This is a genomic window from Sulfitobacter sp. M22, assembly GCF_021736025.1.
Taxonomy (GTDB): Bacteria; Pseudomonadota; Alphaproteobacteria; order Rhodobacterales; family Rhodobacteraceae; genus Sulfitobacter; species Sulfitobacter litoralis.
Genome location: NZ_WMEC01000001.1, coordinates 90,696 through 114,660, shown reverse-complemented (window position 1 = coordinate 114,660; position 23,965 = coordinate 90,696). Strand labels below are relative to the sequence as shown.

At 59.4% G+C, this 23,965-nt stretch carries 27 protein-coding genes; 15 read left to right on the top strand and 12 right to left on the bottom strand.

What is annotated here, in order from left to right; all coding sequences use genetic code 11:
* Nucleotides 1–142: 142 nt before the first annotated feature.
* Nucleotides 143–517: a hypothetical protein gene (locus tag GLP52_RS00610; protein WP_237271318.1), complete on the bottom strand. Its 375-nt coding sequence runs from the start codon at nucleotides 515–517 to the stop codon at nucleotides 143–145.
* A gap of 55 nt (nucleotides 518–572) precedes the next feature.
* On the opposite strand from GLP52_RS00610, the gene GLP52_RS00605 reads away from it, so the two are divergent.
* From GLP52_RS00605 to GLP52_RS00590, 4 genes are all read left to right on the top strand, one after another.
* Nucleotides 573–1,337 (top strand): alpha/beta fold hydrolase, encoded by a 765-nt coding sequence (locus GLP52_RS00605; RefSeq protein WP_237272622.1) that lies wholly within the window; start codon nucleotides 573–575, stop codon nucleotides 1,335–1,337.
* A 148-nt stretch (nucleotides 1,338–1,485) separates the two neighbouring features.
* Nucleotides 1,486–4,845, top strand: coding sequence for a carbamoyl-phosphate synthase large subunit (gene carB / locus GLP52_RS00600; protein WP_093733509.1), 3,360 nt, complete (start codon nucleotides 1,486–1,488; stop codon nucleotides 4,843–4,845).
* A gap of 155 nt (nucleotides 4,846–5,000) precedes the next feature.
* Nucleotides 5,001–6,125, top strand: a complete 1,125-nt coding sequence (locus GLP52_RS00595; RefSeq protein ID WP_093733508.1) for a beta-ketoacyl-ACP synthase III — start codon at nucleotides 5,001–5,003, stop codon at nucleotides 6,123–6,125.
* Nucleotides 6,126–6,258: 133 nt separating this feature from the next.
* Complete coding sequence (locus GLP52_RS00590) at nucleotides 6,259–6,837, top strand: thymidine kinase (RefSeq protein WP_138922746.1); 579 nt, start codon at nucleotides 6,259–6,261, stop codon at nucleotides 6,835–6,837.
* On the opposite strand, the gene GLP52_RS00585 is transcribed toward GLP52_RS00590, so the two are convergent.
* The 5 genes from GLP52_RS00585 to GLP52_RS00565 form a co-directional block, all read right to left on the bottom strand.
* Nucleotides 6,834–7,784 carry a 2-hydroxyacid dehydrogenase gene (locus tag GLP52_RS00585; protein ID WP_093731924.1) on the bottom strand — a complete coding sequence of 317 codons (951 nt, stop codon included), beginning with the start codon at nucleotides 7,782–7,784 and terminating at the stop codon, nucleotides 6,834–6,836. The two genes, GLP52_RS00590 and GLP52_RS00585, sit on opposite strands and share 4 nt — an antisense overlap.
* Nucleotides 7,781–8,119 (bottom strand): tRNA-binding protein, encoded by a 339-nt coding sequence (locus GLP52_RS00580; protein WP_093731923.1) that lies wholly within the window; start codon nucleotides 8,117–8,119, stop codon nucleotides 7,781–7,783. The genes GLP52_RS00585 and GLP52_RS00580 overlap by 4 nt, the downstream gene beginning before the upstream one ends.
* The gene (proC, locus tag GLP52_RS00575) at nucleotides 8,112–8,927 is read right to left on the bottom strand and encodes a pyrroline-5-carboxylate reductase (RefSeq protein ID WP_093731922.1); all 816 of its coding nucleotides are present in this window, start codon (nucleotides 8,925–8,927) and stop codon (nucleotides 8,112–8,114) included. The genes GLP52_RS00580 and proC overlap by 8 nt, the downstream gene beginning before the upstream one ends.
* 35 nt (nucleotides 8,928–8,962) lie before the next feature.
* Nucleotides 8,963–9,463, bottom strand: a complete 501-nt coding sequence (locus GLP52_RS00570; RefSeq protein ID WP_093731921.1) for a YbjN domain-containing protein — start codon at nucleotides 9,461–9,463, stop codon at nucleotides 8,963–8,965.
* Nucleotides 9,464–9,795: 332 nt separating this feature from the next.
* The gene (locus GLP52_RS00565) at nucleotides 9,796–10,038 is read right to left on the bottom strand and encodes an accessory factor UbiK family protein (protein WP_093731947.1); all 243 of its coding nucleotides are present in this window, start codon (nucleotides 10,036–10,038) and stop codon (nucleotides 9,796–9,798) included.
* Between the two features lie 96 nt (nucleotides 10,039–10,134).
* Between GLP52_RS00565 and lgt the strand changes: the two genes are divergently transcribed.
* The 5 genes from lgt to GLP52_RS00540 all read left to right on the top strand — a co-directional run bounded on the left by lgt (nucleotide 10,135) and on the right by GLP52_RS00540 (nucleotide 14,192).
* Complete coding sequence (lgt, locus tag GLP52_RS00560; protein ID WP_237271317.1) at nucleotides 10,135–11,019, top strand: prolipoprotein diacylglyceryl transferase; 885 nt, start codon at nucleotides 10,135–10,137, stop codon at nucleotides 11,017–11,019.
* Entirely contained in the window at nucleotides 11,016–12,080 is a 1,065-nt protein-coding gene (locus tag GLP52_RS00555; protein WP_237271316.1) for a class I SAM-dependent methyltransferase, read from the top strand. The genes lgt and GLP52_RS00555 overlap by 4 nt, the downstream gene beginning before the upstream one ends.
* On the top strand, nucleotides 12,077–12,832 hold the full coding sequence (gene pgeF, locus GLP52_RS00550; protein ID WP_138922740.1) for a peptidoglycan editing factor PgeF: 756 nt from the start codon (nucleotides 12,077–12,079) through the stop codon (nucleotides 12,830–12,832). The genes GLP52_RS00555 and pgeF overlap by 4 nt, the downstream gene beginning before the upstream one ends.
* A 265-nt stretch (nucleotides 12,833–13,097) precedes the next feature.
* Nucleotides 13,098–13,241 carry a hypothetical protein gene (locus GLP52_RS00545; RefSeq protein WP_237271315.1) on the top strand — a complete coding sequence of 48 codons (144 nt, stop codon included), beginning with the start codon at nucleotides 13,098–13,100 and terminating at the stop codon, nucleotides 13,239–13,241.
* 198 nt (nucleotides 13,242–13,439) lie between these two features.
* Nucleotides 13,440–14,192, top strand: coding sequence for a Hint domain-containing protein (locus GLP52_RS00540; protein WP_237271314.1), 753 nt, complete (start codon nucleotides 13,440–13,442; stop codon nucleotides 14,190–14,192).
* Nucleotides 14,193–14,228: 36 nt separating this feature from the next.
* On the opposite strand, the gene GLP52_RS00535 is transcribed toward GLP52_RS00540, so the two are convergent.
* Nucleotides 14,229–14,729: an Lrp/AsnC family transcriptional regulator gene (locus GLP52_RS00535; protein ID WP_093731916.1), complete on the bottom strand. Its 501-nt coding sequence runs from the start codon at nucleotides 14,727–14,729 to the stop codon at nucleotides 14,229–14,231.
* Between the two features lie 219 nt (nucleotides 14,730–14,948).
* Here GLP52_RS00535 and trxB point away from each other — a divergent pair, with 219 nt between their 5' ends.
* Together trxB and GLP52_RS00525 are read left to right on the top strand one after the other, a co-directional pair.
* Nucleotides 14,949–15,953 carry a thioredoxin-disulfide reductase gene (gene trxB / locus GLP52_RS00530; protein WP_237271313.1) on the top strand — a complete coding sequence of 335 codons (1,005 nt, stop codon included), beginning with the start codon at nucleotides 14,949–14,951 and terminating at the stop codon, nucleotides 15,951–15,953.
* A gap of 167 nt (nucleotides 15,954–16,120) precedes the next feature.
* Complete coding sequence (locus GLP52_RS00525) at nucleotides 16,121–17,833, top strand: bifunctional sulfate adenylyltransferase/adenylylsulfate kinase (RefSeq protein ID WP_237271312.1); 1,713 nt, start codon at nucleotides 16,121–16,123, stop codon at nucleotides 17,831–17,833.
* A gap of 132 nt (nucleotides 17,834–17,965) precedes the next feature.
* On the opposite strand, the gene GLP52_RS00520 is transcribed toward GLP52_RS00525, so the two are convergent.
* Complete coding sequence (locus GLP52_RS00520) at nucleotides 17,966–18,184, bottom strand: DUF1150 family protein (RefSeq protein ID WP_009825186.1); 219 nt, start codon at nucleotides 18,182–18,184, stop codon at nucleotides 17,966–17,968.
* Nucleotide 18,185: 1 nt separating this feature from the next.
* The gene (locus tag GLP52_RS00515) at nucleotides 18,186–18,602 is read right to left on the bottom strand and encodes an Hsp20 family protein (RefSeq protein ID WP_093731913.1); all 417 of its coding nucleotides are present in this window, start codon (nucleotides 18,600–18,602) and stop codon (nucleotides 18,186–18,188) included.
* 161 nt (nucleotides 18,603–18,763) lie between these two features.
* Here GLP52_RS00515 and GLP52_RS00510 point away from each other — a divergent pair, with 161 nt between their 5' ends.
* From GLP52_RS00510 to GLP52_RS00500, 3 genes are all read left to right on the top strand, one after another.
* Nucleotides 18,764–18,988: a YdcH family protein gene (locus GLP52_RS00510; RefSeq protein WP_005849528.1), complete on the top strand. Its 225-nt coding sequence runs from the start codon at nucleotides 18,764–18,766 to the stop codon at nucleotides 18,986–18,988.
* 81 nt (nucleotides 18,989–19,069) lie between these two features.
* On the top strand, nucleotides 19,070–19,558 hold the full coding sequence (purE, locus tag GLP52_RS00505; protein ID WP_093731912.1) for a 5-(carboxyamino)imidazole ribonucleotide mutase: 489 nt from the start codon (nucleotides 19,070–19,072) through the stop codon (nucleotides 19,556–19,558).
* On the top strand, nucleotides 19,551–20,624 hold the full coding sequence (locus tag GLP52_RS00500) for a 5-(carboxyamino)imidazole ribonucleotide synthase (RefSeq protein ID WP_093731911.1): 1,074 nt from the start codon (nucleotides 19,551–19,553) through the stop codon (nucleotides 20,622–20,624). Before purE ends, GLP52_RS00500 begins: the two co-directional genes overlap by 8 nt.
* Before the next feature lie 18 nt (nucleotides 20,625–20,642).
* Here the strand turns inward: GLP52_RS00500 and GLP52_RS00495 are convergent, their stop codons facing one another.
* Complete coding sequence (locus GLP52_RS00495; RefSeq protein ID WP_237273312.1) at nucleotides 20,643–21,785, bottom strand: alpha-D-ribose 1-methylphosphonate 5-triphosphate diphosphatase; 1,143 nt, start codon at nucleotides 21,783–21,785, stop codon at nucleotides 20,643–20,645.
* A complete protein-coding gene (locus tag GLP52_RS00490; protein ID WP_237271310.1) occupies nucleotides 21,772–22,581 on the bottom strand; it encodes an esterase/lipase family protein in 810 nt (269 codons plus the stop codon). The genes GLP52_RS00495 and GLP52_RS00490 overlap by 14 nt, the downstream gene beginning before the upstream one ends.
* Before the next feature lie 73 nt (nucleotides 22,582–22,654).
* Between GLP52_RS00490 and GLP52_RS00485 the strand changes: the two genes are divergently transcribed.
* Nucleotides 22,655–23,107 (top strand): NUDIX domain-containing protein, encoded by a 453-nt coding sequence (locus GLP52_RS00485; protein ID WP_208596009.1) that lies wholly within the window; start codon nucleotides 22,655–22,657, stop codon nucleotides 23,105–23,107.
* On the opposite strand, the gene GLP52_RS00480 is transcribed toward GLP52_RS00485, so the two are convergent.
* Nucleotides 23,073–23,921: a DMT family transporter gene (locus GLP52_RS00480; protein WP_093731907.1), complete on the bottom strand. Its 849-nt coding sequence runs from the start codon at nucleotides 23,919–23,921 to the stop codon at nucleotides 23,073–23,075. The genes GLP52_RS00485 and GLP52_RS00480 overlap by 35 nt on opposite strands.
* Between the last annotated feature and the right edge of the window lie 44 nt (nucleotides 23,922–23,965).

Here is a 23,965-nt window from a genome sequence, read left to right as displayed (position 1 = left end):
CGCTCCGGGCCCATCCAAATGGGATAAAATCCCGGGGGGCCCGCAAGGGCGGGGCAGCGCCCCACCAACGCCTTACGCAAAAGCCCCGCCTGCATTTCTGCGGCGGGGCTTTTGTTATTGTGCAGCTTCTCTACCTGTCGCGTTAAATGTACCCGCGCCACCATAGAAAGGTGATAAAGGCGACCGCGACGAACAACAGGTTGAACGCCACGCTGGCGGCAAGGTGCAGCAACCGGTCCTTGCGCCGCTCGACCACGTCGATGCCTTCGATGTGGGTCATCACCTCGGCATAGGCGGCCTGCGTCGTCGCACCGTCAAGCTGTCGTGCCACCTTGGGATTGCGCGACATAAAGACCGCCTGCGCAAAGACTTTGCCTTGGCGCTGCACCCGCGCTGGCAAGCGGCGTCCGGCACGGGCCAGTGCATGAGAGACATCGCGCCCCTGCACGCCCAATTTGTCCTGCAACCCACGTTGCAATTCCTGTGCTTTGTTATCTAGGTCTTTTTGATCCAACATGGGGCGACCTTAAACGCTCTGGCACATTGGCTGCAATGGCCCTACATCTTTGGGCATGTTGAATTATACCGAATATGGCACCGCTACCGGCGCCCCCGCCCTGTTAATCGTGCATGGTCTTTTCGGGTCTGGGCGCAACTGGGGTGTGATTGCCAAACGTCTGTCCGACCAGCGCCACGTGATCACGGTCGACATGCGTAACCACGGGGACAGCCCGCGTGCGCAAAGCCAAAGCTACCCCGAGATGGCGACTGATCTGGCCGAGGTCATCCGACACCTTGGCGCGCCGATGGATGTCTGCGGGCATTCGATGGGCGGGAAGGCCGCGATGATGCTTGCGCTGAACCATCCTGAACTGGTGCACCGACTGGTGGTGGCCGATATCGCCCCCGTCACCTATGGCCACAGCCAGCAGGAATTTATCGACGCGATGCGCAGCGTTGATCTGGCCACGCTCGCCCGCCGCTCTGACGCGGCAGAGCAACTGGCCGCTGCTGGCGTTGAGCCCGCGCTACAAAGCTTTTTCACCCAGTCACTGGATGTGCCCAACAAGACGTGGAAGCTCAATCTTGATGTGCTTGAAGCCGATATGTCCAAAATCGTCGGCTGGCCCGACGGGGTGGACGGGCAATATGAGGGGGCGACGCTGTTTTTGTCCGGCGGCAACTCCACCTATGTCAAATCCGAAGATCGCCCCGTCATCAAGGGGCTGTTCCCGCAGGCCCGCTTTGCCAAACTGCCGGGCGCAGGCCACTGGCTACATGCGGAAAAGCCGCGCGACTTCGAGGCCTCTTTGCGGGCATTTCTGACGCTTGGTTAAGGGAAACTGGCACCGCGCGGTGTAACGCCACGTACCTGCTACGCAGGTGTTGCCTGAAAACACGCCCCCTATCCCGATATGCCCCCTTGCACCTCTGTCCCCAAGGCCTATAACGCGGAGAATTTGCAAACATCCGGGGGCCTGAGCCATGCCAAAAAGAACCGATATCCAGTCGATCATGATCATTGGAGCGGGGCCCATTGTCATCGGTCAGGCGTGCGAGTTCGACTACTCCGGCGCGCAGGCCTGCAAGGCCCTGAAAGAAGAAGGCTACCGGGTCATCCTCGTGAACTCCAACCCTGCGACGATCATGACCGATCCCGGGCTGGCAGATGCCACCTACATCGAACCCATCACCCCTGAAATTGTCGCCAAGATCATCGAAAAAGAACGCCCCGACGCGCTGCTGCCGACAATGGGCGGCCAGACCGGGCTGAACACATCGCTCGCGCTCGAAGAGATGGGCGTGCTGGAGAAATTCAACGTCGAGATGATTGGCGCGAAACGCGAAGCCATTGAAATGGCAGAGGATCGCAAACTTTTCCGCGAAGCGATGGACCGGTTGGGCATCGAAAACCCCAAGGCAACCATCGTCACAGCGCCGGTTGCGGCCAGCGGCAAGAAAGACCTTGCGGCGGGGGTTCAGCTTGCGCTCGACGCGCTGGACTATGTCGGCCTGCCCGCAATTATCCGCCCTGCCTTTACCATGGGCGGCACCGGCGGTGGCGTGGCCTATAACCGCGACGATTACGAATTCTACTGCCGCTCGGGCATGGACGCGTCGCCAATGGGGCAAATCCTGATCGACGAAAGCTTGCTTGGCTGGAAAGAGTTCGAAATGGAGGTGGTGCGTGACACCGCTGACAATGCGATCATCGTTTGCTCGATCGAGAACATCGATCCGATGGGTGTACACACAGGCGATTCGATCACCGTGGCCCCTGCCCTGACGCTGACCGACAAAGAATACCAGATCATGCGCAACCACTCGATCGCCGTGCTGCGCGAGATCGGCGTAGAGACCGGTGGCTCGAACGTACAATGGGCCGTGAACCCCGCTGACGGGCGCATGGTTGTGATCGAAATGAACCCCCGCGTGTCGCGGTCCTCGGCGTTGGCCTCCAAGGCGACGGGTTTCCCGATTGCCAAGATCGCAGCCAAGCTGGCTGTCGGCTTTACACTCGATGAACTCGACAACGACATCACCGGTGTGACGCCTGCCTCGTTTGAGCCGACAATCGACTATGTCGTCACCAAGATCCCGAAGTTCGCATTCGAAAAATTCCCTGGTTCCGAGCCCTATCTGACGACGGCGATGAAATCTGTGGGCGAAGCGATGGCCATTGGCCGCACGATCCACGAGTCGCTGCAAAAGGCGCTGGCGTCGATGGAATCCGGGCTGACCGGCTTTGACGAGGTCGACATTCCCGGGCTCGACAGCGATCTGCCCGCCGATGCGGCGCAGAACGAAGCCGCCCTGATTGCCGCGATCAGCAAGCAAACGCCGGACCGGATGCGCACCATTGCGCAGGCGATGCGTCACGGCATGTCTGACGTGGATATCCACGGCGTCACCATGTTCGATCCGTGGTTCCTTGCCCGCATCCGCGAGATCGTCGATGCCGAAGCAGAGGTCCGCAAGGATGGTCTGCCGCTGACCGAGGATGGCATGCGCAAGCTCAAGATGATGGGCTTTACCGACGCGCGTCTTGGCACGCTGACAGGTCGCGAAGAAGACAACGTGCGCCGTGCCCGTCTGAACCTTGGCGTCAAGGCCGTGTTCAAACGGATCGACACCTGCGCCGCCGAATTCGAAGCGCAAACACCCTATATGTATTCGACCTACGAGGCTCCGGCTTTTGGCGAGGTCGAATGCGAAGCCCGCCCCAGCGATCGTAAAAAAGTCGTCATTCTAGGCGGTGGTCCGAACCGGATCGGCCAAGGGATCGAGTTTGACTATTGCTGCTGTCATGCCTGTTATGCGCTGACCGACGCGGGCTATGAAACGATCATGGTCAACTGTAACCCTGAAACCGTGTCGACCGACTATGACACGTCGGACCGGCTGTATTTCGAACCCGTCACCTTTGAACATGTGATGGAAATTCTGCGGGTCGAACAGGAAAACGGCACGCTGCACGGCGTCATCGTTCAGTTCGGCGGCCAGACACCGCTGAAGATCGCGCAAGCGCTGCAAGAGGCGGGCATCCCGATCCTTGGCACCACGCCCGACATGATCGACCTTGCCGAAGACCGCGAGCGTTTCCAGCAGCTGGTGCAATCGCTGGGCCTGAAACAGCCGCATAACGGGATCGCCCACTCGGACGCCGAAGCGCTTGAAATTGCAGCCGACATCGGCTTTCCGCTGGTGATCCGCCCGTCTTACGTTCTGGGCGGCCGCGCGATGGAGATTGTGCGCGATCAGGCCAGCCTTGAACGGTATATCCGCGAAGCCGTTGTCGTATCAGGCAAAAGCCCCGTGTTGCTGGACCACTACCTGTCCGGTGCGGTTGAACTTGACGTAGATGCGCTGTCAGACGGCACCGACGTTCATGTCGCCGGCATCATGCAGCACATCGAAGAGGCCGGCGTGCACTCGGGCGATAGCGCCTGTTCGCTGCCGCCCTACTCACTGAGCAGCGAGATTATCGCAGAGGTCGAAAAACAGACCAAGGCGTTGGCGCTGGCGCTGAACGTTGTGGGCCTGATGAACATCCAGTTTGCGGTTAAGGATGGCGAAATCTACCTGATCGAAGTCAACCCGCGTGCCTCGCGCACCGTCCCGTTTGTTGCCAAGGCGACAGACAGCGCGATTGCGTCAATCGCGGCACGGATCATGGCCGGTGAAAAGCTTTCGGCCTTCCCATTGCGTGCGCCCTACCGCGATGATGCCGCCTATGACGACGTGCTACCCTTGGGCGATCCGATGACGCTGGCCGATCCGAACATGCCTTGGTTCTCGGTCAAAGAAGCGGTGCTTCCCTTTGCGCGTTTCCCCGGTGTCGACACGCTGCTAGGGCCAGAAATGCGGTCCACCGGCGAGGTCATGGGCTGGGACCGCGACTTCCCGCGTGCCTTCCTGAAGGCCCAGATGGGGGCCGGCAACCCGCTGCCGCGGTCGGGCTGTGTGTTCTTCTCGGTCAAGGATATGGACAAGTCAGAAGAGATGCTGACCGCCGCCCGCATCTTGCTGGACCAAGGGTTCACCCTGCGCGCCACCCGCGGCACTGCGGCTTGGCTGACAGAGCATGACATCGCCTGCGAGATCGTGAACAAGGTCTATGAGGGCCGTCCGAACATCACCGATATGATGAAGGACGACGCGATCCATCTGGTGCTGAACACCACCGAAGGCACGCAAGCGGTTGAGGATAGCAAATCCATCCGCTCTATCGCGCTGTATGACAAGATCCCGTATTTCACCACGGCTGCCGGTGCCTATGCCGCTGCGTTGGCCATCAAGGCGCAAGCCGAAGATGAAATCGGCGTTAAATCGCTTCAGGGCTAAACGCCCTCGTGGACCTGCGCCGCGCCGGATTGCTTGGCGCAGGTCCCCCCTTTCCTCCCCCTCATTGTCCCCTGCCCTTGTCTGCCAGCGCCCGCTGGTCTTGACCCGGCAGCCGTTCTTTGGCCTACTCGGACAACGCAGAAAAAGGTTTACCCATGTACACACCCGCCATTACTGGTAGCGGCATTTTTACGCCGGAACAGGTCATCACTAACGCCGAGCTGGTCAAGGCGTTCAACGCCTATGCCGATCTGTACAACCTCGAACATGCCGCCGAGATCGAGGCAGGAGAGCTGCCCGCCAAGGAACACTCTTCGGAGGAGTTCATCGTCAAGGCATCGGGCATCGAGCAGCGCTATGTCATGGATAAGACGGGTATTCTTGACCCCAAAGTGATGCATCCGCTGCTGCGTCAGCGATCAGATGACGAACCCGGCCTGATGGCCGAGATGGCTCTGGATGCGGCGCAAAAGGCACTAAAACAGGCAGGCAAGACTGCCGCTGATGTGGATGCCGTGATCTGCGCGGCATCGAACCTCGAACGCGCCTATCCGGCGGTCGCGATCGAAATTCAGCAGTTGCTGGACATCAATGGCTTTGCCTTTGACATGAACGTTGCCTGTTCCTCCGCGACCTTCGGCATCCAAGCGGCGGCTGATATGATCCGCTCCGGCTCGATCCGCTCGGCGCTGGTGGTCTGCCCCGAGATATGCTCGGCCCACCTGGAATGGCGTGACCGGGACTGCCACTTTATCTTTGGCGACGTGGCAACGGCCGTGTTGATCGAACGCGCAGAGGATGCGTCTGGCCCTTATTTTGAAATCAAATCAACCCGTTGCGCGACCGAATTTTCCAACAACATCCGCAACAACAACGGTTTCTTGCGTCGCTCGCGCCCCGATGGCGTGGCAGACCGGCGTGACATGCAGTTCATGCAAAACGGACGTAAGGTGTTCAAGGAAGTGCTGCCCATGGTCGCCGAACACATCGCGGGCCACATGGCCCACGAAGGGGTCGAGGCCACGGACCTGAAGCGTCTCTGGCTGCATCAGGCGAACAAATCGATGAACGACTTTATCGGTCGCAAAGTGCTTGGGCGTGAGCCCGAAGCAGGCGAGCAGCCGAATATCCTGCAAGACTACGCCAACACATCCTCTGCCGGATCCATCATCGCGTTTTCAAAATACTCTGACGATCTGGTCGATGGTGATACCGGCCTGATCTGTTCGTTCGGGGCTGGCTATTCGGTAGGCTCTGTTCTGGTCCAGCGTCGGGGCTAGATCAGATGCGGCCCACCGTTCGTCGCCGCGACGGTGGGTCATTTCTGCAGCGGTCTGGACGGTTTCTTGATGGTTGCGCCAACGGGTACATCTCGATCTTGAACGCGGCGGCTGCCTGACGCTAAAGATGGCCATGGCAAAGCTTTACTTTCATTATTCAACTATGAACGCGGGCAAATCGACCGTGCTGTTGCAGGCAGCGCATAACTATGTCGAACGCGGCATGGTGCCCTATCTGATGACCGCGAAATTCGATAATCGCGCAGGCGACGGGCGCATCGCGTCTCGCATCGGCATCGGGCATGAGGCCGACACCTTCGAGACGGGCGAAGATTTGCTGGCCAAGATTGAACAGCGTCTCGCCTCCGGCCCTTGCGCCTGTATCTTTATCGACGAGGCACAGTTTCTAAGCCCCGATCAGGTCTGGCAACTGGCGCGTGCGGTGGATGATCTGGGTGTGCCGATCATGTGCTATGGTTTACGCGTGGATTTCCGCGGTCTGCTGTTCCCCGGGTCTGCGACCTTGCTGGCACTGGCAGATGAAATGCGCGAGGTCCGCACGATATGCCACTGCGGTAAGAAGGCGACGATGGTGGTGCGGCAAGATGCGCAGGGTGGCGCGATCAAGGAGGGCGCGCAGGTGCAGATCGGCGGCAACGAGACCTATATCTCTCTGTGCCGCCGTCATTGGCGCGAAGCCGTGGGCCGCTAAACGAGGTTCGGAGGCGTTTCGCCCGCGACGCCAGCTTTCAAATTCTCAACCGCCATCAGCCACATATCCACACGCACCTCCCGCGAGGACGTGCCCAAATGCGGCAATAGCACCACATTATCCAGATCCCGCAACGCCTGCGGCACCGATGGTTCAAATTCGTAAACATCTAGCCCTGCGCCACCGATGGTGCCGGCCTGAAGCGCCTCGATCAGGGCGGATTCGTCCACGATATTGCCCCGTGCGATATTGATCAGATACGCATGGGGCTGCATCGCCGCCAGAACATCCGCGTTGATCAAGTGCTGGGTGTCATCCCCACCAGGTACCGCGATGACGACAACATCAACCGCGGCCACCAAGCGTTTGAGGTCGTTGATATGTTCAGCCGGATAGGCGACGCTTTTGACACTGCGGCTAAAGTATTTCACGTCCATCGAGAAGCCGTAGTGACAGCGTCGCGCAACCGCTTGGCCGATCCGCCCCATCCCGACGATCCCGACGGTTTTGCCCGTCAGATGCATCCCGAGTAGCTGCGACGGCTCCCAGCCGGACCATTCGCCTGACCGCACCAGCCGCTCGCCCTCCCCCGCACGCCGCGCTGCCATCAGCATCAAGGTCATCGCGATATCTGCCGTGGCATCTGTGACGGCACCGGGCGTGTTCGAGACCTGAAGCCCCGCCGCTTTCGCCGCATCTACATCAATGTGGTTATAGCCGACCCCGAAATTTGCGAGCATTTTACAGCGCGGCATCCCCACCTTGCGAAAGATATCGGACGAGAACCGATCGCCCAAGGTGGCCAGCACCCCATCATAGTCGCGCAGGGCGTCCTGCATCTCGTCCTCGGACAATGGCGCGCTGTCGTCACGGTAAGTCACGTCAAAGCCTCCAAGTGCTTCATGCACTTCGGGGGGCGCAGGGCGAGCGATTAGTAGTTTCGTCAATGCAGACGTCCTCCGTTCGGGGTGGGTTGCGTGGGGCGCATCAACACGATCGCCCCGTCGTCATCCGGCACCCCAAGCACCAGCACTTCGGACATGAACGGCCCGATCTGGCGCGGGGGGAAGTTGACCACCCCCATCACCTGCGTACCGATCAAGGCCTCGGGCGTGTAATGCACTGTGATCTGCGCAGAGGTTTTACGCTCTCCGATCTCGGGACCAAAGTCGATCCACATCTTGATCGCGGGCTTGCGGGCCTCGGGAAAGGGTTCGGCACGGGTGACCGTCCCGACCCTGATGTCGACCTTCATGAAGTCGTCAAAGCTGATCTCAGCCATTCGAGAGCTCACGCGAGCGATCAGCAGCAGCTGCCACCGCGCGCTTGAGCAAGACAGGAAAGCCGTCTTTCTCGTTCATCAACACGTCCAGCGCCGCCTGCGTGGTGCCGTTGGGGCTGGTGACGTTTATGCGTAGCTGATCCGGGCCTTCGTCGGCGGATTTGGCCAGCGCCCCTGCCCCTGCGACCGTGGCTGTGGCAAGCTTCAGCGCCAGCTCGGGGCTGAGCCCTTGTGCGACGCCGCCTGCGGCCATTGTCTCGATCATGTGGAAAACATACGCCGGACCCGAGCCGCTGACCCCTGTCACCGCATCAATCTGCGCCTCTTCGTCCAACCGGACGACATCGCCAACGGCCGACAGCAGCTCTTCGGCTTCGTCCATACCTTTGGCATCTACATGGGCATTGCCGACGATCGCGGTGATGCCTTGGCTAATGGCAGCCGGCGTGTTGGGCATGGCGCGCACGATGGGCGTTTGTTCCCCCAGCGTTTTCTCGAATGTCGCGATGGTGGTGCCGGCTGCAACGCTGACGAACACTGTCTCGCCGTTGCCCATAGCCTGCAAGGTGGGCAGTGCGTCGCCCATCATCTGCGGCTTGACAGCGACAAGCACAACCGCCGGCTCTTTGGGCAGATCGACGTTCAATTGCACGCCCTGCTCTTTTAACCAGTCAGAGGGTTTCGGATCGATAACATAAACCGAAGATGTCGGAAGCCCGCGTGCCAGCCAGCCGGCCAGCATCGCAGACCCCATCTTGCCACAGCCCAGTAGAACCAAACCGTCTTTGGCGATGCGCGTATCTTTCATATCGGTACCCCTAAATTAACGTTTCGGGGATACACCTATGCGTGGCCGTACGCCTCTGCAATGGCAACCTGAAGGGCTTGTCGGGGCGTCTGATCGCCCCAAACCGCCAGTTGCACCGCGGGATAATACCGTTCTGCGTTGGTGACAGCGGCGTTAATCATGGTATCAATCTGCTGCGCAGAGGCGTCCTGACCACCGGCAAGAACCAGCCCATAGCGGTACACCATCAGCTTTTGTTCCGGCCAATAGGTGAATGCGCCGGTCCAGCACTGGTCGTTCATATCGTTCAACAGGTGGTACAGGACGGGCAATTTTTCAGCAGGCGGGTCCATTTCAAACGTGCAAACAAGGCGCAGTGTTTCATCGTATGCCGACCACGCGAGGGTGATGGAATAAGTACGCCACTGCCCTTCGACAGCCATAGCGATCTGTTCATCCGAGATACGGTCGAAATCCCAATCATGGAACGCCGCGAGATTCTCTACGATGTCGATGGGGTGAATGTCTTCTTCAAGATACTGCTCTGTCAGGGCCATGTGGTCACCTCTTTCGATCCGGGTATTCATATGCGCAGGCACATCAATACATGGGTGCATCTACCATAATTCGCTGAAGTCATCAGCGACCTATACCAAATATGGTGCGCGTTACGCGGCTATGAGGCAAGTCTTTTTCTGGGGGTAACCACGAAAGGTAGGGGATAACCTCAGTATCTTGTGGATAAATGCAGGATAAACCGCAATCTGTAGCGCCTGCCGCCCGAATGGCAGCAATCACGACAGAATCGCCAGCCCAAAACAAAGACACCCGCCGGAAGGGCGGGTGTGGGTCACATTTATGACGAAGGCCGATAAATCGGCGCAGGGCGTTATCCCTTGTTTTCCATCGCATCGAGCCGCGATTTCAGGGCTTCGTTCTCTTCGCGGGCCTTTTGGGCCATCGCACGGACTGCATCGAATTCTTCGCGGGTGACGAAATCACGGTCTGCCAGCCAACGGTCCAGCATCCCCTTCATCGCGGTCTCTGCTTCGGTTTTTGCCCCCTGGGCCACGCCCATGGCATTTGTCATCATCTGCGAGATGTCGTCAAAAATCTTGTTGCGTGTTTGCATGGTCATTCTCTCCTGATCGGCTGTTGGTCACTATATGGTGTGCAATGTGGCTTCTCGCAAGGTTGACTTCCGTTTGCGGTCAGGCTCAATCAGCGCATGAATGCAATGCTCCCCTTCCCCGACCTGTCACCCGAGATATTCTCGTTCACCATATTTGGCATGACTGTCGCCCTGCGCTGGTACGCGCTGGCCTATATTGCCGGCATCCTGATCGGCTGGCGTATCGTTGTACGCGCCATAGAGCGGCCTTCGCTTTGGGCGGGCGACACGCCCGTTATGACCAAGCAGCAGGTCGAGGATTTGCTGTTCTGGGTCATTCTCGGCGTCATTCTGGGCGGGCGTCTGGGGTATGTGCTGTTCTATCAACCGAGCTATTACCTGAGCAACCCGGCACAGATTTTGCGTATCTGGGAAGGCGGGATGTCGTTCCACGGCGGTGCGCTTGGGGTGATTTTTGCGGGCATCGCGTTTACCAAGAGGCATGGCATCAGCACAATTTCCACCGGCGATGTCGTTTGTCTGGGCCTCGCACCGGGCCTTTTTCTGGGGCGTCTGGCGAATTTCATCAACGCAGAGCTTTGGGGCCGCCCGACCGACCTGCCGTGGGGCGTGGCCTTTCCGACCGTGGCGGCGCAGGACTGCCCCAATATCGCGACGATCTGCGCGCGGCACCCTTCACAATTGTACGAAGCGCTGCTTGAGGGGCTGCTCCTTGGTGCGCTGCTGATCTATCTGGCATGGCGGCGCGGCGGCTTGAAATCCGAAGGGTTGATCGGGGGTGTCTTTCTGGCTGGATACGGGGCCGCGCGGTTTGCCGTTGAATTTGTGCGCCAACCTGATGCGCAATTCGTCAGCGCCGATAATCCACTGGGATTGGCGTGGCATGTAGGCGGCTGGGGCCTGACCATGGGCCAGTTGCTGAGCCTGCCGATGATCGCGATCGGATTGTTTTTCATCCTGCGGGCAAAGCGCAACGCATGACGACACTGCGCGATACGATCCAAACCCGCATCGCGTCCAATGGACCGATGCGGATCGACGAATATATGGCCACCTGCCTGCTGCATCCAACACAGGGGTATTACACCACCCGCGACCCCTTTGGCGCGCAGGGTGATTTCACCACCGCCCCCGAAATCAGTCAGATGTTCGGAGAGCTGCTGGGCCTGTGTCTAGCGCAATGCTGGATCGCCCAAGGTGCACCCAAAGCCTTTACGCTGGCAGAGCTAGGCCCCGGTCGCGGCACCCTAATGGCAGATATGTTGCGGGCCACGCGCCAAGTTCCCGGCTTTGCCGAAGCCGCACAGATCACGTTGATCGAGGCATCACCAACGCTGCGCGATGTACAGGCCAAGACACTTGCCGGGCATCAGGTAACATGGGCTGATGGCACCGCTGACTTGCCCGACCAGCCCCTGTATTTGGTCGCGAATGAATTCTTCGACGCGCTGCCCATCCGCCAGTTTGTCCGCGGGGAAACATCGTGGCGCGAACGGCAGGTCGGGCTGGCCGACGGGGTACTGACCTTCGGACTGGGGCCAGAACTGCCGCAACCTGCACTGGCCGACCGTCTGTCAGATACCACGTCCGGCGATCTGGTCGAGGATTGCACCCAGCTTGCCCCATTGCTGCACCCTGTGTCTGACCGGATCGCAACCCATGGCGGGGCTGCGCTGATTATCGATTATGGCGATTGGCACAGTCTGGGCGACACGTTGCAAGCCTTGCAGGGGCACGAAAAGACCGATCCGCTGACAGCACCGGGCCACGCCGATTTGACAGCGCACGTCGATTTTGAAAAGCTTGCCCTAGCAGCGGCTCCGGCCACGCACACACGTATCACCCCGCAAGGTGTTTTTCTTGAGCGCCTCGGTATCACGCAACGCGCACAAACCCTTGCCAAGGGCATGACAGACGACGCGCTAAACAGCCATATCGCCGCACATAAACGCTTGACGCATCCGTCAGAAATGGGAAATTTGTTTAAAGTGATGGGGATTTACCCGCCGCATCAGAACCCGCCCCCAGGATTGGAACCATGACGCTGGAAATACTCACCTCCGATAGTCTGGGCGATGTGCGCCACGGATTCTTCACCCGTCGCGGGGGCGCGTCGTCTGGTGTGTTTGCGGGGCTGAACTGCGGCGTTGGCAGTTCGGATCAGCGCGAGATCGTAGAGATCAACCGCGCCCGCGTCGCCGACGCGATGGAGGTCGCGCCGGATCATCTGGTCGGCGTGCACCAGATTCATTCAGCGACTGTGGTCAGTGTCACTGTCCCCTTGAACGAAAAGCCCCGCGCCGATGCCTTGGTCACTGCGACACCGGGTTTGGCGCTGTCGATCCTGACCGCCGATTGCCAGCCTGTTCTATTCCACGACAGCGAAGCCGGCGTCATCGGGGCCGCCCACGCAGGATGGCGCGGTGCGCTTGATGGCGTGCTGACCGCAACCGTTGATGCAATGGAAGACCTAGGGGCGACACGCGAAAATATCACTGCGGTCATCGGCCCTTGCATCAGCCAGCGCGCCTATGAAGTCGGTCCGGAATTCATCGATGCCTTTTTGGCCGAAGACCCGACATACGCCCGCTATTTCGCCAATGGCACAGACGGCCGCATGCAATTTGACCTTGCTGGCTTTGGCCTGAACCGTTTGCGCGCGGCGGGCGTGGGCCATGCGGAATGGACGCGGCACTGCACCTATAGCGACGCGGATCGTTTTTATTCCTATCGCCGCAGCACGCACGCGAAAGAAGCCGATTACGGCCGCCTGATCGCGGCGATCGTGCTCTAGCACTCTGAAATTGGGCGGCAATGTGACAAGCACCTGCCCAATTTTCGCCGCACAAACGGCTTGCTCCCGCGCCAGACCACGCCATTTTTCTACCTGAGGTCCTAATTTTAAGGGACTGCAGCGCATTCAGCCGCGTGCCGCAAAGCTGTTCAAATTCGCTATAAATTATCGGCTTTTTTTACTAAAACGCCCCATCCTTGCCCAAAATCATTTGCATAGTGATCCTAACGAAAGGGCACTGCCCATAGACAGTAGGATAAAGAGCATGAAAACCAACGCACGCTTCATCAAATCGGTTATCGACGCTTCCAACAAAGAAGGCGTCACACTGCCTTGGTCCCGCGGCACACGCCGCGCTGCTTTCATCGCAAAGCGCGCCGCCACGCAATCGCACCAAAAGGCCGCCTGAGCTACAGGGGTCTGGCAAGACGTATCGCGCCCTGCAGCGGCTCTAACGGCGCGACAGCCTTTTCTGTCGACCTATGCGGCGCACCCACTGGTCCGCCCGCACGCCTTACGCGCAGGGTGCCACGCGCCCATTCATCTGGATCGTATTGCTTCAGCGGGGGTGTGAGAAACATGGAAGCGGTCAGCTAAAGGTCATATCATGACATTACACACTGTCCCTGATTTCATCCCCTCCAATACACATACGCCGTATTCACAGACGGCTTCCCGTTCGGTTCTGCACGATGCCCCTGCGCGATCGGGCGGCCACACCCGAACTTATGAGATCGCAGCGCTGCGACCGGACGGAACTATCTTTGTCACCGAAGGCTACGTCCCTGCTACCCCGCTGTTTGAAGAACCGTTTTCGGCTTTTGCCCGCGGCACATTGATCAATACGCCCCAAGGGGAAACCCCCGTCGAAGACCTGTGCCCCGGTGACCGGATTGTACGGGCCGACGGAACCGAGGCCCCCCTGCTGTGGATCGGATCAAGCAAATTTGTCCCCGCTGATACGGGTCATCGCACCCCTTGGGTACGGGTGATGGCGGATAGTCTGGGGCTGTCACGTCCGTCCAGTTTCCTGACCTTCGGTCCCGCTGCACGCATCCTACACACGCCACAAAACTTGCGCGGCGCGGGAACGGGACACAAAGTCTTTACCTTGATGCGCGATCTCGTGGACGGTGTAAATATCATCGAGATCCAGCCCCCCACCCCCGTACGGCTATATCATCTGGGTCTGGCGCGCCATGCAGCCATCAGCGTGAGCGGCCTCGAGATGGAGACGTTCCACCCCGGCCCCGCCACGATCGCGGCCCTGCCGGTGCATCAACGCGATGCATTTCTGTCGATGTTCCCCCATATCGGTGCGACGACAGGCTTTGGCCCGCTGTGTTACCCGCGGGCGTAAGGCCGAGGTTGGGCATTTTATACTGGGCCAAACGCCTTAGGGCGCGTTTTTCAGACGGCTTTCCAGCACATCAAAGGGCACACCCGGTTCATCCTTGGCCGGCCGAATCACAAGGCTGGTCTTGACGCTTTCGACATTTGGGGTGGTCAGCAGTTGGCCCGTCAAAAAGCTCTGAAAGCTCGACAGGTCTGGTGCAACGCATTTCAGCAGGAAATCCACCTCGCCGTTCAACATATGGCATTCGCGGACAAGCGGCCAGTTGCGGCATTTTTCCTCAAAAGCGGTTAGATCGGATTCAGCCTGGCTGGCCAGTCCGACCATCGCAAACACCTGCACCTCGAACCCGAGCTCGCGTGCATTTACGTTGGCATGATAGCCCCGGATATAGCCGCTTTCCTCGAGGGTCCGGACCCGACGCAAGCACGGCGGTGCAGAGATGCCGACGCGTTTCGCCAACTCGACGTTGGTCATGCGTCCATCTGCCTGCAATTCGGCTAAAATTTTCCGATCAATCGGATCAAGCCGCGTCCCTGCCATAATACCCCCATAGGATTTTCAATTGTTATAGCACCAACAACGTTGGACGCAATAATCTTTCGCCGGTGCGCAATGTTCTGAATTCAAGCAAAAATCAACCGCATTTTCGATGACGGTGATCTTTGCAGAGCGGATATGCAAACTTGGGGTTTAAGGCAACACGAGCGGCGTCTATATCGGTTGGAACGCAACATATAATACACTCTGGGGTTCTTTATCATGGCCGAAACACGCGAAACCAAGCTCTTGATCATCGGCTCCGGCCCTGCGGGATACACTGCGGGCGTTTATGCCAGCCGCGCGATGCTGAACCCGATCCTTGTGCAAGGCATCGAACCGGGTGGGCAGTTGACCACCACAACCGAGGTCGAAAACTGGCCCGGAGATAGCGAAGTTCAAGGCCCCGATCTGATGATCCGCATGCAGGACCACGCCAAGGCGATGGGGACCGAAATCATCGGCGACATCATCACCGATCTGGACCTGTCCAGCCGCCCCTTCCACGCCAAAGGTGACAGCGGCACAACCTATGTTGCCGATGCGGTGATCCTTGCGACGGGGGCGCGTGCGAAATGGCTGGGACTGGAAACCGAAGAGAAGTTCAAAGGCTTTGGCGTTTCGGCCTGTGCCACCTGCGACGGCTTCTTCTATCGCAATCAGGAAATCGTGGTTATCGGCGGAGGTAACACTGCCGTAGAAGAAGCGCTGTTCCTGACCAACTTTGCCTCCAAGGTGACCTTGATCCACCGCCGTAACGAGCTGCGCGCCGAAAAGATCCTGATCGACCGTCTGATGAAAAACCCCAAGATCGAACCGCTGTGGTTCCACCAGCTGGACGAAGTCTATGGCACCGATGCGCCGCTTGGCGTTGAAGGTGTGAAGGTCAAACATGTGGAAACTGGCGAGATTACCGACATCCCCTGTAAAGGTGTGTTCGTGGCCATCGGCCACGCGCCCGCGAACGAATTGGTCAAGGACACGCTGGAAACGCATATGGGCGGCTATGTCGTTACCAAGCCTGACAGCACTGAAACCTCTGTGCCGGGTGTTTTCGCCGCTGGCGATCTGACCGACCATAAATACCGTCAGGCTGTGACCAGCGCTGGCATGGGCTGCATGGCCGCGCTCGAGGCTGAACGATTCCTTGCAGAGGTCGGCGACGACTCCGGCAAGGACACATCGCTGCCGCTAGGCTATGGGGCCGAGGTAAAAGACGACGCATAACGTTCGCCCAGAATGGCATTTGCTGGGATAAGATTGGCTTTTCCCAGCAAAAAACACGTCACCGTCCGTAATTCGCCATAAACCGGCGGCAAAGGTTGCCTAGCCCAAGCTGGGCGGTCTATCAGCCCGAATATCCGAATTTGAACCCAAAATATTGCGAGACGCCCATGCAAACGCCCAACCTTGCTCCGATCCCTGAACTTTATGTCTCTTACGATTCGGCGCAAAAGCTGAAGGTGGAAGCTGGCGATCTGGTCAGCCATGACCTGACGCCGCGCCAGATCTGCGATCTAGAGCTGCTGATGAACGGTGGCTTTAACCCTCTTAAGGGTTTCTTGACCGAAGAAGACTATGACGGTGTTGTCGAAAACATGCGTCTGGCGGATGGGTCGCTTTGGCCGATGCCGATCAACCTTGATGTGTCCGAGAAGTTTGCCGAAGGGCTCGAGATCGGGCAGGACATTGCGCTGCGCGATCAGGAAGGCGTGATCTTGGCGGTGATGACCGTCACCGACCGTTGGGTCCCGAACAAGGCCCGCGAAGCAGAGAACGTGTTTGGCGCGGACGACAGCGCGCATCCGGCGGTGAACTATCTGCACAACACCGCGGGCAACGTCTATCTGGGCGGCCCTGTGACTGGCATCCAGCAGCCCGTCCACTATGATTTCAAGGCGCGTCGCGACACGCCGAACGAGCTGCGTGCCTATTTCCGCAAGATGGGGTGGCGCAAGGTTGTGGCCTTCCAGACCCGCAACCCCCTGCACCGCGCGCACCAGGAACTGACCTTCCGCGCCGCGCGTGAAGCGCAGGCGAACCTGTTGATCCACCCTGTTGTCGGCCTGACCAAGCCCGGCGATGTGGACCACTTTACCCGCGTGCGCTGCTACGAGGCCGTGCTGAACAAATACCCCGCTGCCACCACCGCTATGAGCCTGCTAAACCTTGCCATGCGCATGGCCGGCCCCCGCGAGGCCGTCTGGCACGGTCTGATCCGCAAGAACCACGGCTGCACCCATTTCATCGTGGGCCGCGACCATGCGGGCCCCGGCAAGAACTCTGCCGGTGATGATTTCTATGGCCCCTATGACGCGCAGGATCTGTTCCGCGCCCATGAGGACGAAATGGGCATCGAAATGGTCGACTTCAAACATATGGTTTGGGTGGCCGAGCGCGCACAATACGAGGCGATTGACGAGATCGAAGACAAGGATGACATCACCATCCTCAACATCTCGGGCACCGAGTTGCGTCGCCGTTTGCAGGAAGGGCTGGAAATCCCCGAATGGTTCTCCTTCCCCGAGGTGGTTGAAGAGCTGCGCCGCACCAAGCCGCCACGCAACAAGCAGGGCTTTACGGTTTTCTTCACCGGTTTCTCCGGTTCGGGGAAATCGACGATCGCCAACGCTTTGATGGTCAAACTGATGGAGATGGGCGGTCGTCCCGTCACGCTGCTGGATGGGGATATCGTCCGCAAGAACCTGTCGTCGGAATTGGGCTTTAGCAAAGAGCACCGCGATCTGAACATCCGCCGCATCGGCTATGTCGCGTCCGAGATCACCAAGAACGGCGGCATCGCCATCTGCGCGCCCATTGCGCCGTATGCCACCACCCGCCGCGCCGTGCGCGAAGACGTGGAAAGCTTTGGTGCCTTCGTCGAGGTGCATGTCGCCACCTCCATCGAGGAATGCGAACGCCGTGACCGCAAGGGTCTGTACAAGCTGGCCCGTGAAGGCAAGATCAAGGAATTCACAGGAATTTCAGACCCCTATGACGTCCCCGCCGACCCCGAACTGCGCGTCGAGACAGAGAATGTCGACGTCGACAACTGCGCGCATCAGGTACTGCTCAAGCTGGAAAGCATGGGGCTGATCAAGGGGTGACCCTTTCACCAAGTCGAACAACGAAAGGCCAGCCTTCATGGGCTGGCCTTTATCGTGCGTGATGTTGGACGTCGTGCACAAAAAAGGGCCGCAAAACAGCGACCCTTTTCAGCAAATTTTAGGTGATACAGTTTAATGCACCATCACGGGCGCATAATCGTGATCGCGTGCAAGGCTAAACGCAAGCTTGCGGTCACCGACCAACGCCAGCTGCTGCCCTTCGGCGTCATGTACGGCGTAAAGCTGTTTCAACCCTTCCGCCTGCTCGCGCACCTCTAGGGGAAGGTCGGACACAGCGATCATCTTGACGTAGACGGTGCGATCCTGGACATGCGTTTCTTCGTTATGCATTTTATTCCCCTTTTCTGATCTTGATGGTCTGAACGACCTTTTCGGGTTTGGCGCGGGTCAGATCCACATGAAGCAGACCGTTTTCAATCAGCGCTTCACCGACATCTACGCCATCTGCCAGCACGAAAGACCGCTGGAACTGTCGCGCCGCAATACCGCGGTGCAGAAAGATACGTTCATCTTGCGCGTCGACCTGTCGGCCACGGATTACAAGCTGTCTGTCCTCAACGGTTATCGACAGATCTTGTTCCGCAAAACCTGCAACCGCAAGCGTGATGCGATAGCTGTAATCGGAAGTTTGTTCGATGTTGAACGGTGGATAGCCTTCGTTGCCGGCCTTTGCCGTACGTTCCATCACCCGTTCCAACTGCTCAAAACCCAGCATATGAGGGTAGGAAGCCAGCGTTAGTTTCGTCATAAGACACGTCCTTTAAGATAAGCGACAGTCAGTCATCTGGCCCCGCAATCGGCGACCTGTTTCAAATATGGGGGGCATGGGGACAGGACGCAAGGGCTATGCCTTTGAATTACAGACGCCTATATTCACAAGCCCAGATATAGCAAGAATCAGCCAGCCTTATGAATCCTCCCTCCGATCTGTCGATGAAGAATGACGATGTCCTGCGTGTCGAGCTCGAGGTTTTTCGCCGCGAGCATCGAGATTTGGACGACGCCATTCAAGCGCTGGTCGACAAAGGCACCGGGGATCAACTGACGCTGCAGCGGCTGAAAAAACGCAAGCTGCGGCTGAAAGACCTGATTGCCCAGATCGAAGACCGGCTGACCCCCGATATTACCGCCTGACAGCGCCTGCCAGCGGATTGCCACGCGGGCGATCATGGCTATAGTGCGCGCTTCTTATACGCTCTAGCAAAGGCCCTTTTCATGGAAAATCCACCTGTCGGCATCATCATGGGCTCGCAGTCCGATTGGGCCACCATGCGCGAGGCAGCAACGCTGCTGGATGAACTTGGTATCGCTTACGAGACCAAGATCGTCTCGGCACATCGCACGCCCGACCGGTTGTGGAGCTATGGCAAAACTGCCGCTGATCGTGGCCTGCAGGTCATCATCGCTGGTGCGGGCGGTGCTGCGCATTTGCCCGGCATGATGGCCTCCAAAACCCGCGTGCCTGTGATCGGGGTGCCGGTGCAGACCAAGGCATTGTCAGGTGTGGATTCGCTTTATTCTATCGTCCAGATGCCCCGTGGCTTTCCGGTCGCGACCATGGCAATCGGTGCGGCCGGCGCCGCCAACGCAGCACTGATGGCGGCGGGTATTCTGGCCCTCCAAGACCCTGCCCTTGCCACCCGTCTTGACGCTTGGCGCGATGCGCTCAGCGCGTCCATCCCGGAGGAGCCTTCGAATGACTGAAGCATTGCAAACAGGGGCCACCATTGGGATTTTGGGCGGCGGGCAATTGGGCCGTATGCTGGCTGTTGCCGCCGCACGTCTGGGATTTCGCACGCATATCTTTGAACCCGGTGCCACGCCGCCTGCAGGTGATGTCGCCCACGCGCTGACCACCGCGGGCTATGATGACGTCGACGCGTTGACCGCCTTTGCCAAGTCGGTTGATATTGTCACGTTCGAGTTCGAGAACATCCCGACCGACGCGCTGGATGTGATCGAAAACATCACCCCCATCCGTCCCAACCGCGAGGCCCTGCGGACCAGTCAGGACCGTTTGGTCGAAAAACAGTTCCTCGAAGGTTTGGGCCTGACTGTTGCCCCCTTTGCCGATATCGCCAATGCCGCCGATCTGGACGCCGCGATGACGACCATCGGCGCGCCGTCGATCCTGAAAACACGTCGATTTGGCTATGACGGCAAGGGCCAGTCGCGTCTGCGCAGTGCGGATGATGCGGCGGGTGCGTTGGCAGATATGGCGGGTAATCCCGCCGTGCTCGAAGGGTTCGTGAACTTCACCGCCGAAGTGTCGGTCATTGCCGCGCGCAGCCCCTCGGGCGAGGTTGCCTGTTTCGATCCGGGCGAAAATGTGCACCGCGACGGCATCCTGCACACCACCACTGTGCCAGCCCGGCTGAGCGCAGCGCAGCGCATGGACGCGGTACTTCTTGCCGCCAAGATACTGAATGCGCTCGATTATGTCGGTGTTCTTGGGGTCGAGCTTTTCGTCACGCGACAGGGATTCATCGTGAACGAGATCGCGCCACGGGTCCATAACTCGGGTCATTGGACGCAGAACGGCTGTGCGGTGGACCAGTTCGAACAGCATATCCGTGCCGTGGCCGGATGGCCGTTGGGCGATGGCAGCCGCTATGCCGATGTGGTGATGGAGAACCTGATTGGCGATGACATGGACCGCGTGCCCGAGCTGGCCAAACAGCGCGACACGGCGCTGCATCTTTACGGTAAGGCGGATGTTAAACCGGGCCGTAAGATGGGCCATGTGAACATTGTCAAACGGCCAAGCTAGGGCAAATTCCGCGCGAGCCTAACGAAGGAACCGCGCGGCAATATCACCGGACATATAGCTCACGCGACCGCCCGCCATGGTCATGGCGACGCGGCGTGTTTGCGCATCCAGCACCAGTAGATCGGCGCGTTTGCCTGTGGCGATTTCACCGCGATCGGACAGCCCCAGCACCGCCGCCGGACCGCCGGAAACCAGATGCCATGCCTGCGCCAAGGATAACACACCGCTGTCGGCCAGCATGAAGGCCGCGCGTCGTGGCGAGGGGTAGTGATAGTCAGAGGCAAGCGCCCCGCCGATCCCCATCGAAATCAGTTCAAGCGCCGACACATTGCCGTTGTGAGACCCGCCGCGCACCACGTTAGGCGACCCCAGCACAACGTGATCCCCGCCCGCCGCTGCGGCTTCCGCAGCCTCCAACGTCTCGGGGAACTCGGCGACGGAAACGCCCCGTTTGCGCCATGCGGCTCGGCCTTCGGCGGTGGTGTCATCATGGCTGCCCATCTGGATGCCACGCCCCGCCAAAACTTTGCATAGCCAGTCCAGCGCACCGGGCACGTCCGCGCTTTGGGCATGTAGGTCTTGCATCATTCTCAGGTGGTCATCGGGGTTACGCCCCGCCTTGAGCGCTTGGCCGACCATACGTTTGGGGACCTGCCCTTTCGCCAACCTGTCGTGTGGCAGATGGTCGTTGAACACGATATAGGACAGTCCCCAATCGGCCATGCGCTCGGGTAGATCGGCGAAAAGATCCAGCAGATGCGTTTCTAGCCGAAGTTGACCGCGCAGATCGGTCACCAGCGTATCAGAGACGCTCTGGATCGCGCCGAACACTTGATCGGCAAACTCATATCCGCGCAAGCCGCCTTCCCAGCTGATGAATTGCGCAAGAACGGCGGTGGTGATCCCGTTGGCCGCCAGTTCTGCCTCGGCTGCGACCAGCCCTTCATACATGGTTTTCATCGCACCGCGTCGGGGGGCCAGATGCCGTTCAAACCCGTCACCGTGTACGTCTACGATTCCCGGCATGATGATATAGCCGCGCAGATCGACGCTGGCGGGTTGCGGGGCTGCGGTGATGCGCCCTTCGGAAACAGCCAGCGGACGGGCCTCTAGCGTTTGCGCACCCAAGACCTGTGCGCCGGTAAATTCAACGTTCAGCATCGTTAGCCTTTTGTCCCGGCAAGCAGGCCCCTTCGGGGCAGCCGATTGAATCAAGCACCGCATCCACGAACCCCAGCGACCGGTCGAATTTACCTGTGTTCAGATAGGTCATCGTCTGCGCAATCACCGTCGGGTTCATCATCATGAACGTATGCGTCACCGGCAGCATCAAAAAATCCCGCATGCCGTCGACACGCGCGGATTGCACCGACACCTTGCCATCATCTCGCCCCGGCAGCAGCGACGAGAAATAGGGGTTCAACGATTGCGTCCCCGCGATCACACCCAGATCAAAGGTAACCGGGGGCAGACGCAGCGGGAGGGAGTTTTCACCCGTGCCCATCTGCGCCCCTGCCGGTCCGTTCATCCAGTCAAACGCGGCCAGATCACCCAGTGTGTCCACGACCTCGCTGCCGTGATTGGGCGGGGCCAGCATGACGACGCGGCCAATACGCGCATCGCCCGTTTCGGCCACCCATTGCCGCAGAAGGATACCGCCCATGGAATGGGTCACGAAATCGACCGATGCCGTCCCGCAGGCCGCGACTGCGTCGGGCAAGGTGCGGCGGGTCAGCTCTTCGACGGGGGCGGTGGTTGACGGGTAGCCGGGGCGCACGACGGTGTAGCCTTCGGTTTCCAGCGCGGCTTCCATCAAAGCGAATGACGTTTCTGTTCTGGCAAGCCCGTGCAAGAGCACCACGCAACGCCCCTCCCCCGCCGTAGATAGCGTTGACTGCGCCTGCGCCATGCCCGACAGCACAGCGAGCGAGAAAGTGATTGTGACCAGTGTTTTCATAGCTAGGGTCAAATAGACTGAAAACGCCGCATGTGAAATACTTTGACGCATACACCGCGAGATTGAGGGTAATATGGCGGAAAATAGCCCGCGTTTGGCGGTACGGGCCGTGTTGGTCCATGACGGGCGGCTGCTGTTGGTCAACGCCTATCCCGATGGCAAAAGCGACCTGATGTGTGCACCCGGTGGCGGGGTAGAACGCGGAAGCGCCCTGCCCGACAATCTGATCCGCGAAGTCTATGAAGAAACCGGCCTGCAGATCGCCGTGGGTGCGCCCTGTCTAGTGAATGAATTCCACGACCCTCAGGGGGATTTCCATCAGGTGGATATCTACTTTCGCTGCACTGTGATCGGCTCTGCCGATGTGGACCCCGCGTGGCAGGACGCCGAAAGGATCGTGACCGACCGCCGCTGGGTCACCCCCGACGAGATGCGCGACCTGCGGGTCAAGCCGGACAGTCTGGCGCAGGTTGCCTTTGGCAATGATCCGGTCACTTACGACCCGTTGGAGCCGATCGTGCGCTGACCGCCAGCGCGATCCCACCAAGCACCAGTGCGGTGGCGACAACAACCTTTGCCCCGAGCGGTTCGCCTAGGATCAAAGCGCCGGCAATGATCGCGATCACGGGCACCGACAGTTGCACCACCGCCGCCGTCGCTTGCGCCAGCCTTGGCAACACAGCATACCACAGCGCATATCCCAGCCCAGAGGTCACCGCCCCGCACAAAACGCCAAGTGCAATCCCTGTGGGTGAGTAGAAGGTTGGCTGCACGAGCAGCAGCGCCGCAACCAGCGGTGTGCAGATCACAAAGTTCCCCGCGCTGCCTGCCAGCGGGTCGGACGCGCCACGGCCAATGATCGTATAGGCGGCCCAGCCGAGCCCTGCGGCGATCATCAACGCGGCTCCCAATGGGTCAACCGCCACGCCTTGCGACGGCCACAGCACCAGCACCAATCCTGAAAAGGCCACCGCCGCCCCCAGCAACTTGCGCGGTGTCGGGGTCACGCCGAACAGCGCGCCATGGGTGAACATTGCAATTTGCACCACGCCGAAAAGGATCAGCGCACCCAGCCCTGCGTCCAGCGTGAGATAGGCGAGGGAAAAGCCGATGATATAGATCGCAAGCGTGATCGCCCCAAGCCCCTGCTGACGTCGTATCAGTGGCACCCGCCCGCCGCGTATCAGCACCAGCATGGCAAGCAGCACCGCGCCGGACAGCACCCGCACGACGGCAAAACCAGTGGGGTCTATATGCCCCCCTGCAATGGCAAAACGGGTCAGAATGGAATTGGCAGCAAAGGCGACCATCACAAGGGCGGTTAGGCAAAGGATACGCATGGCGTTTGCTTAGGCCACCCTTGCACGACGCGCCACGAAAAAGG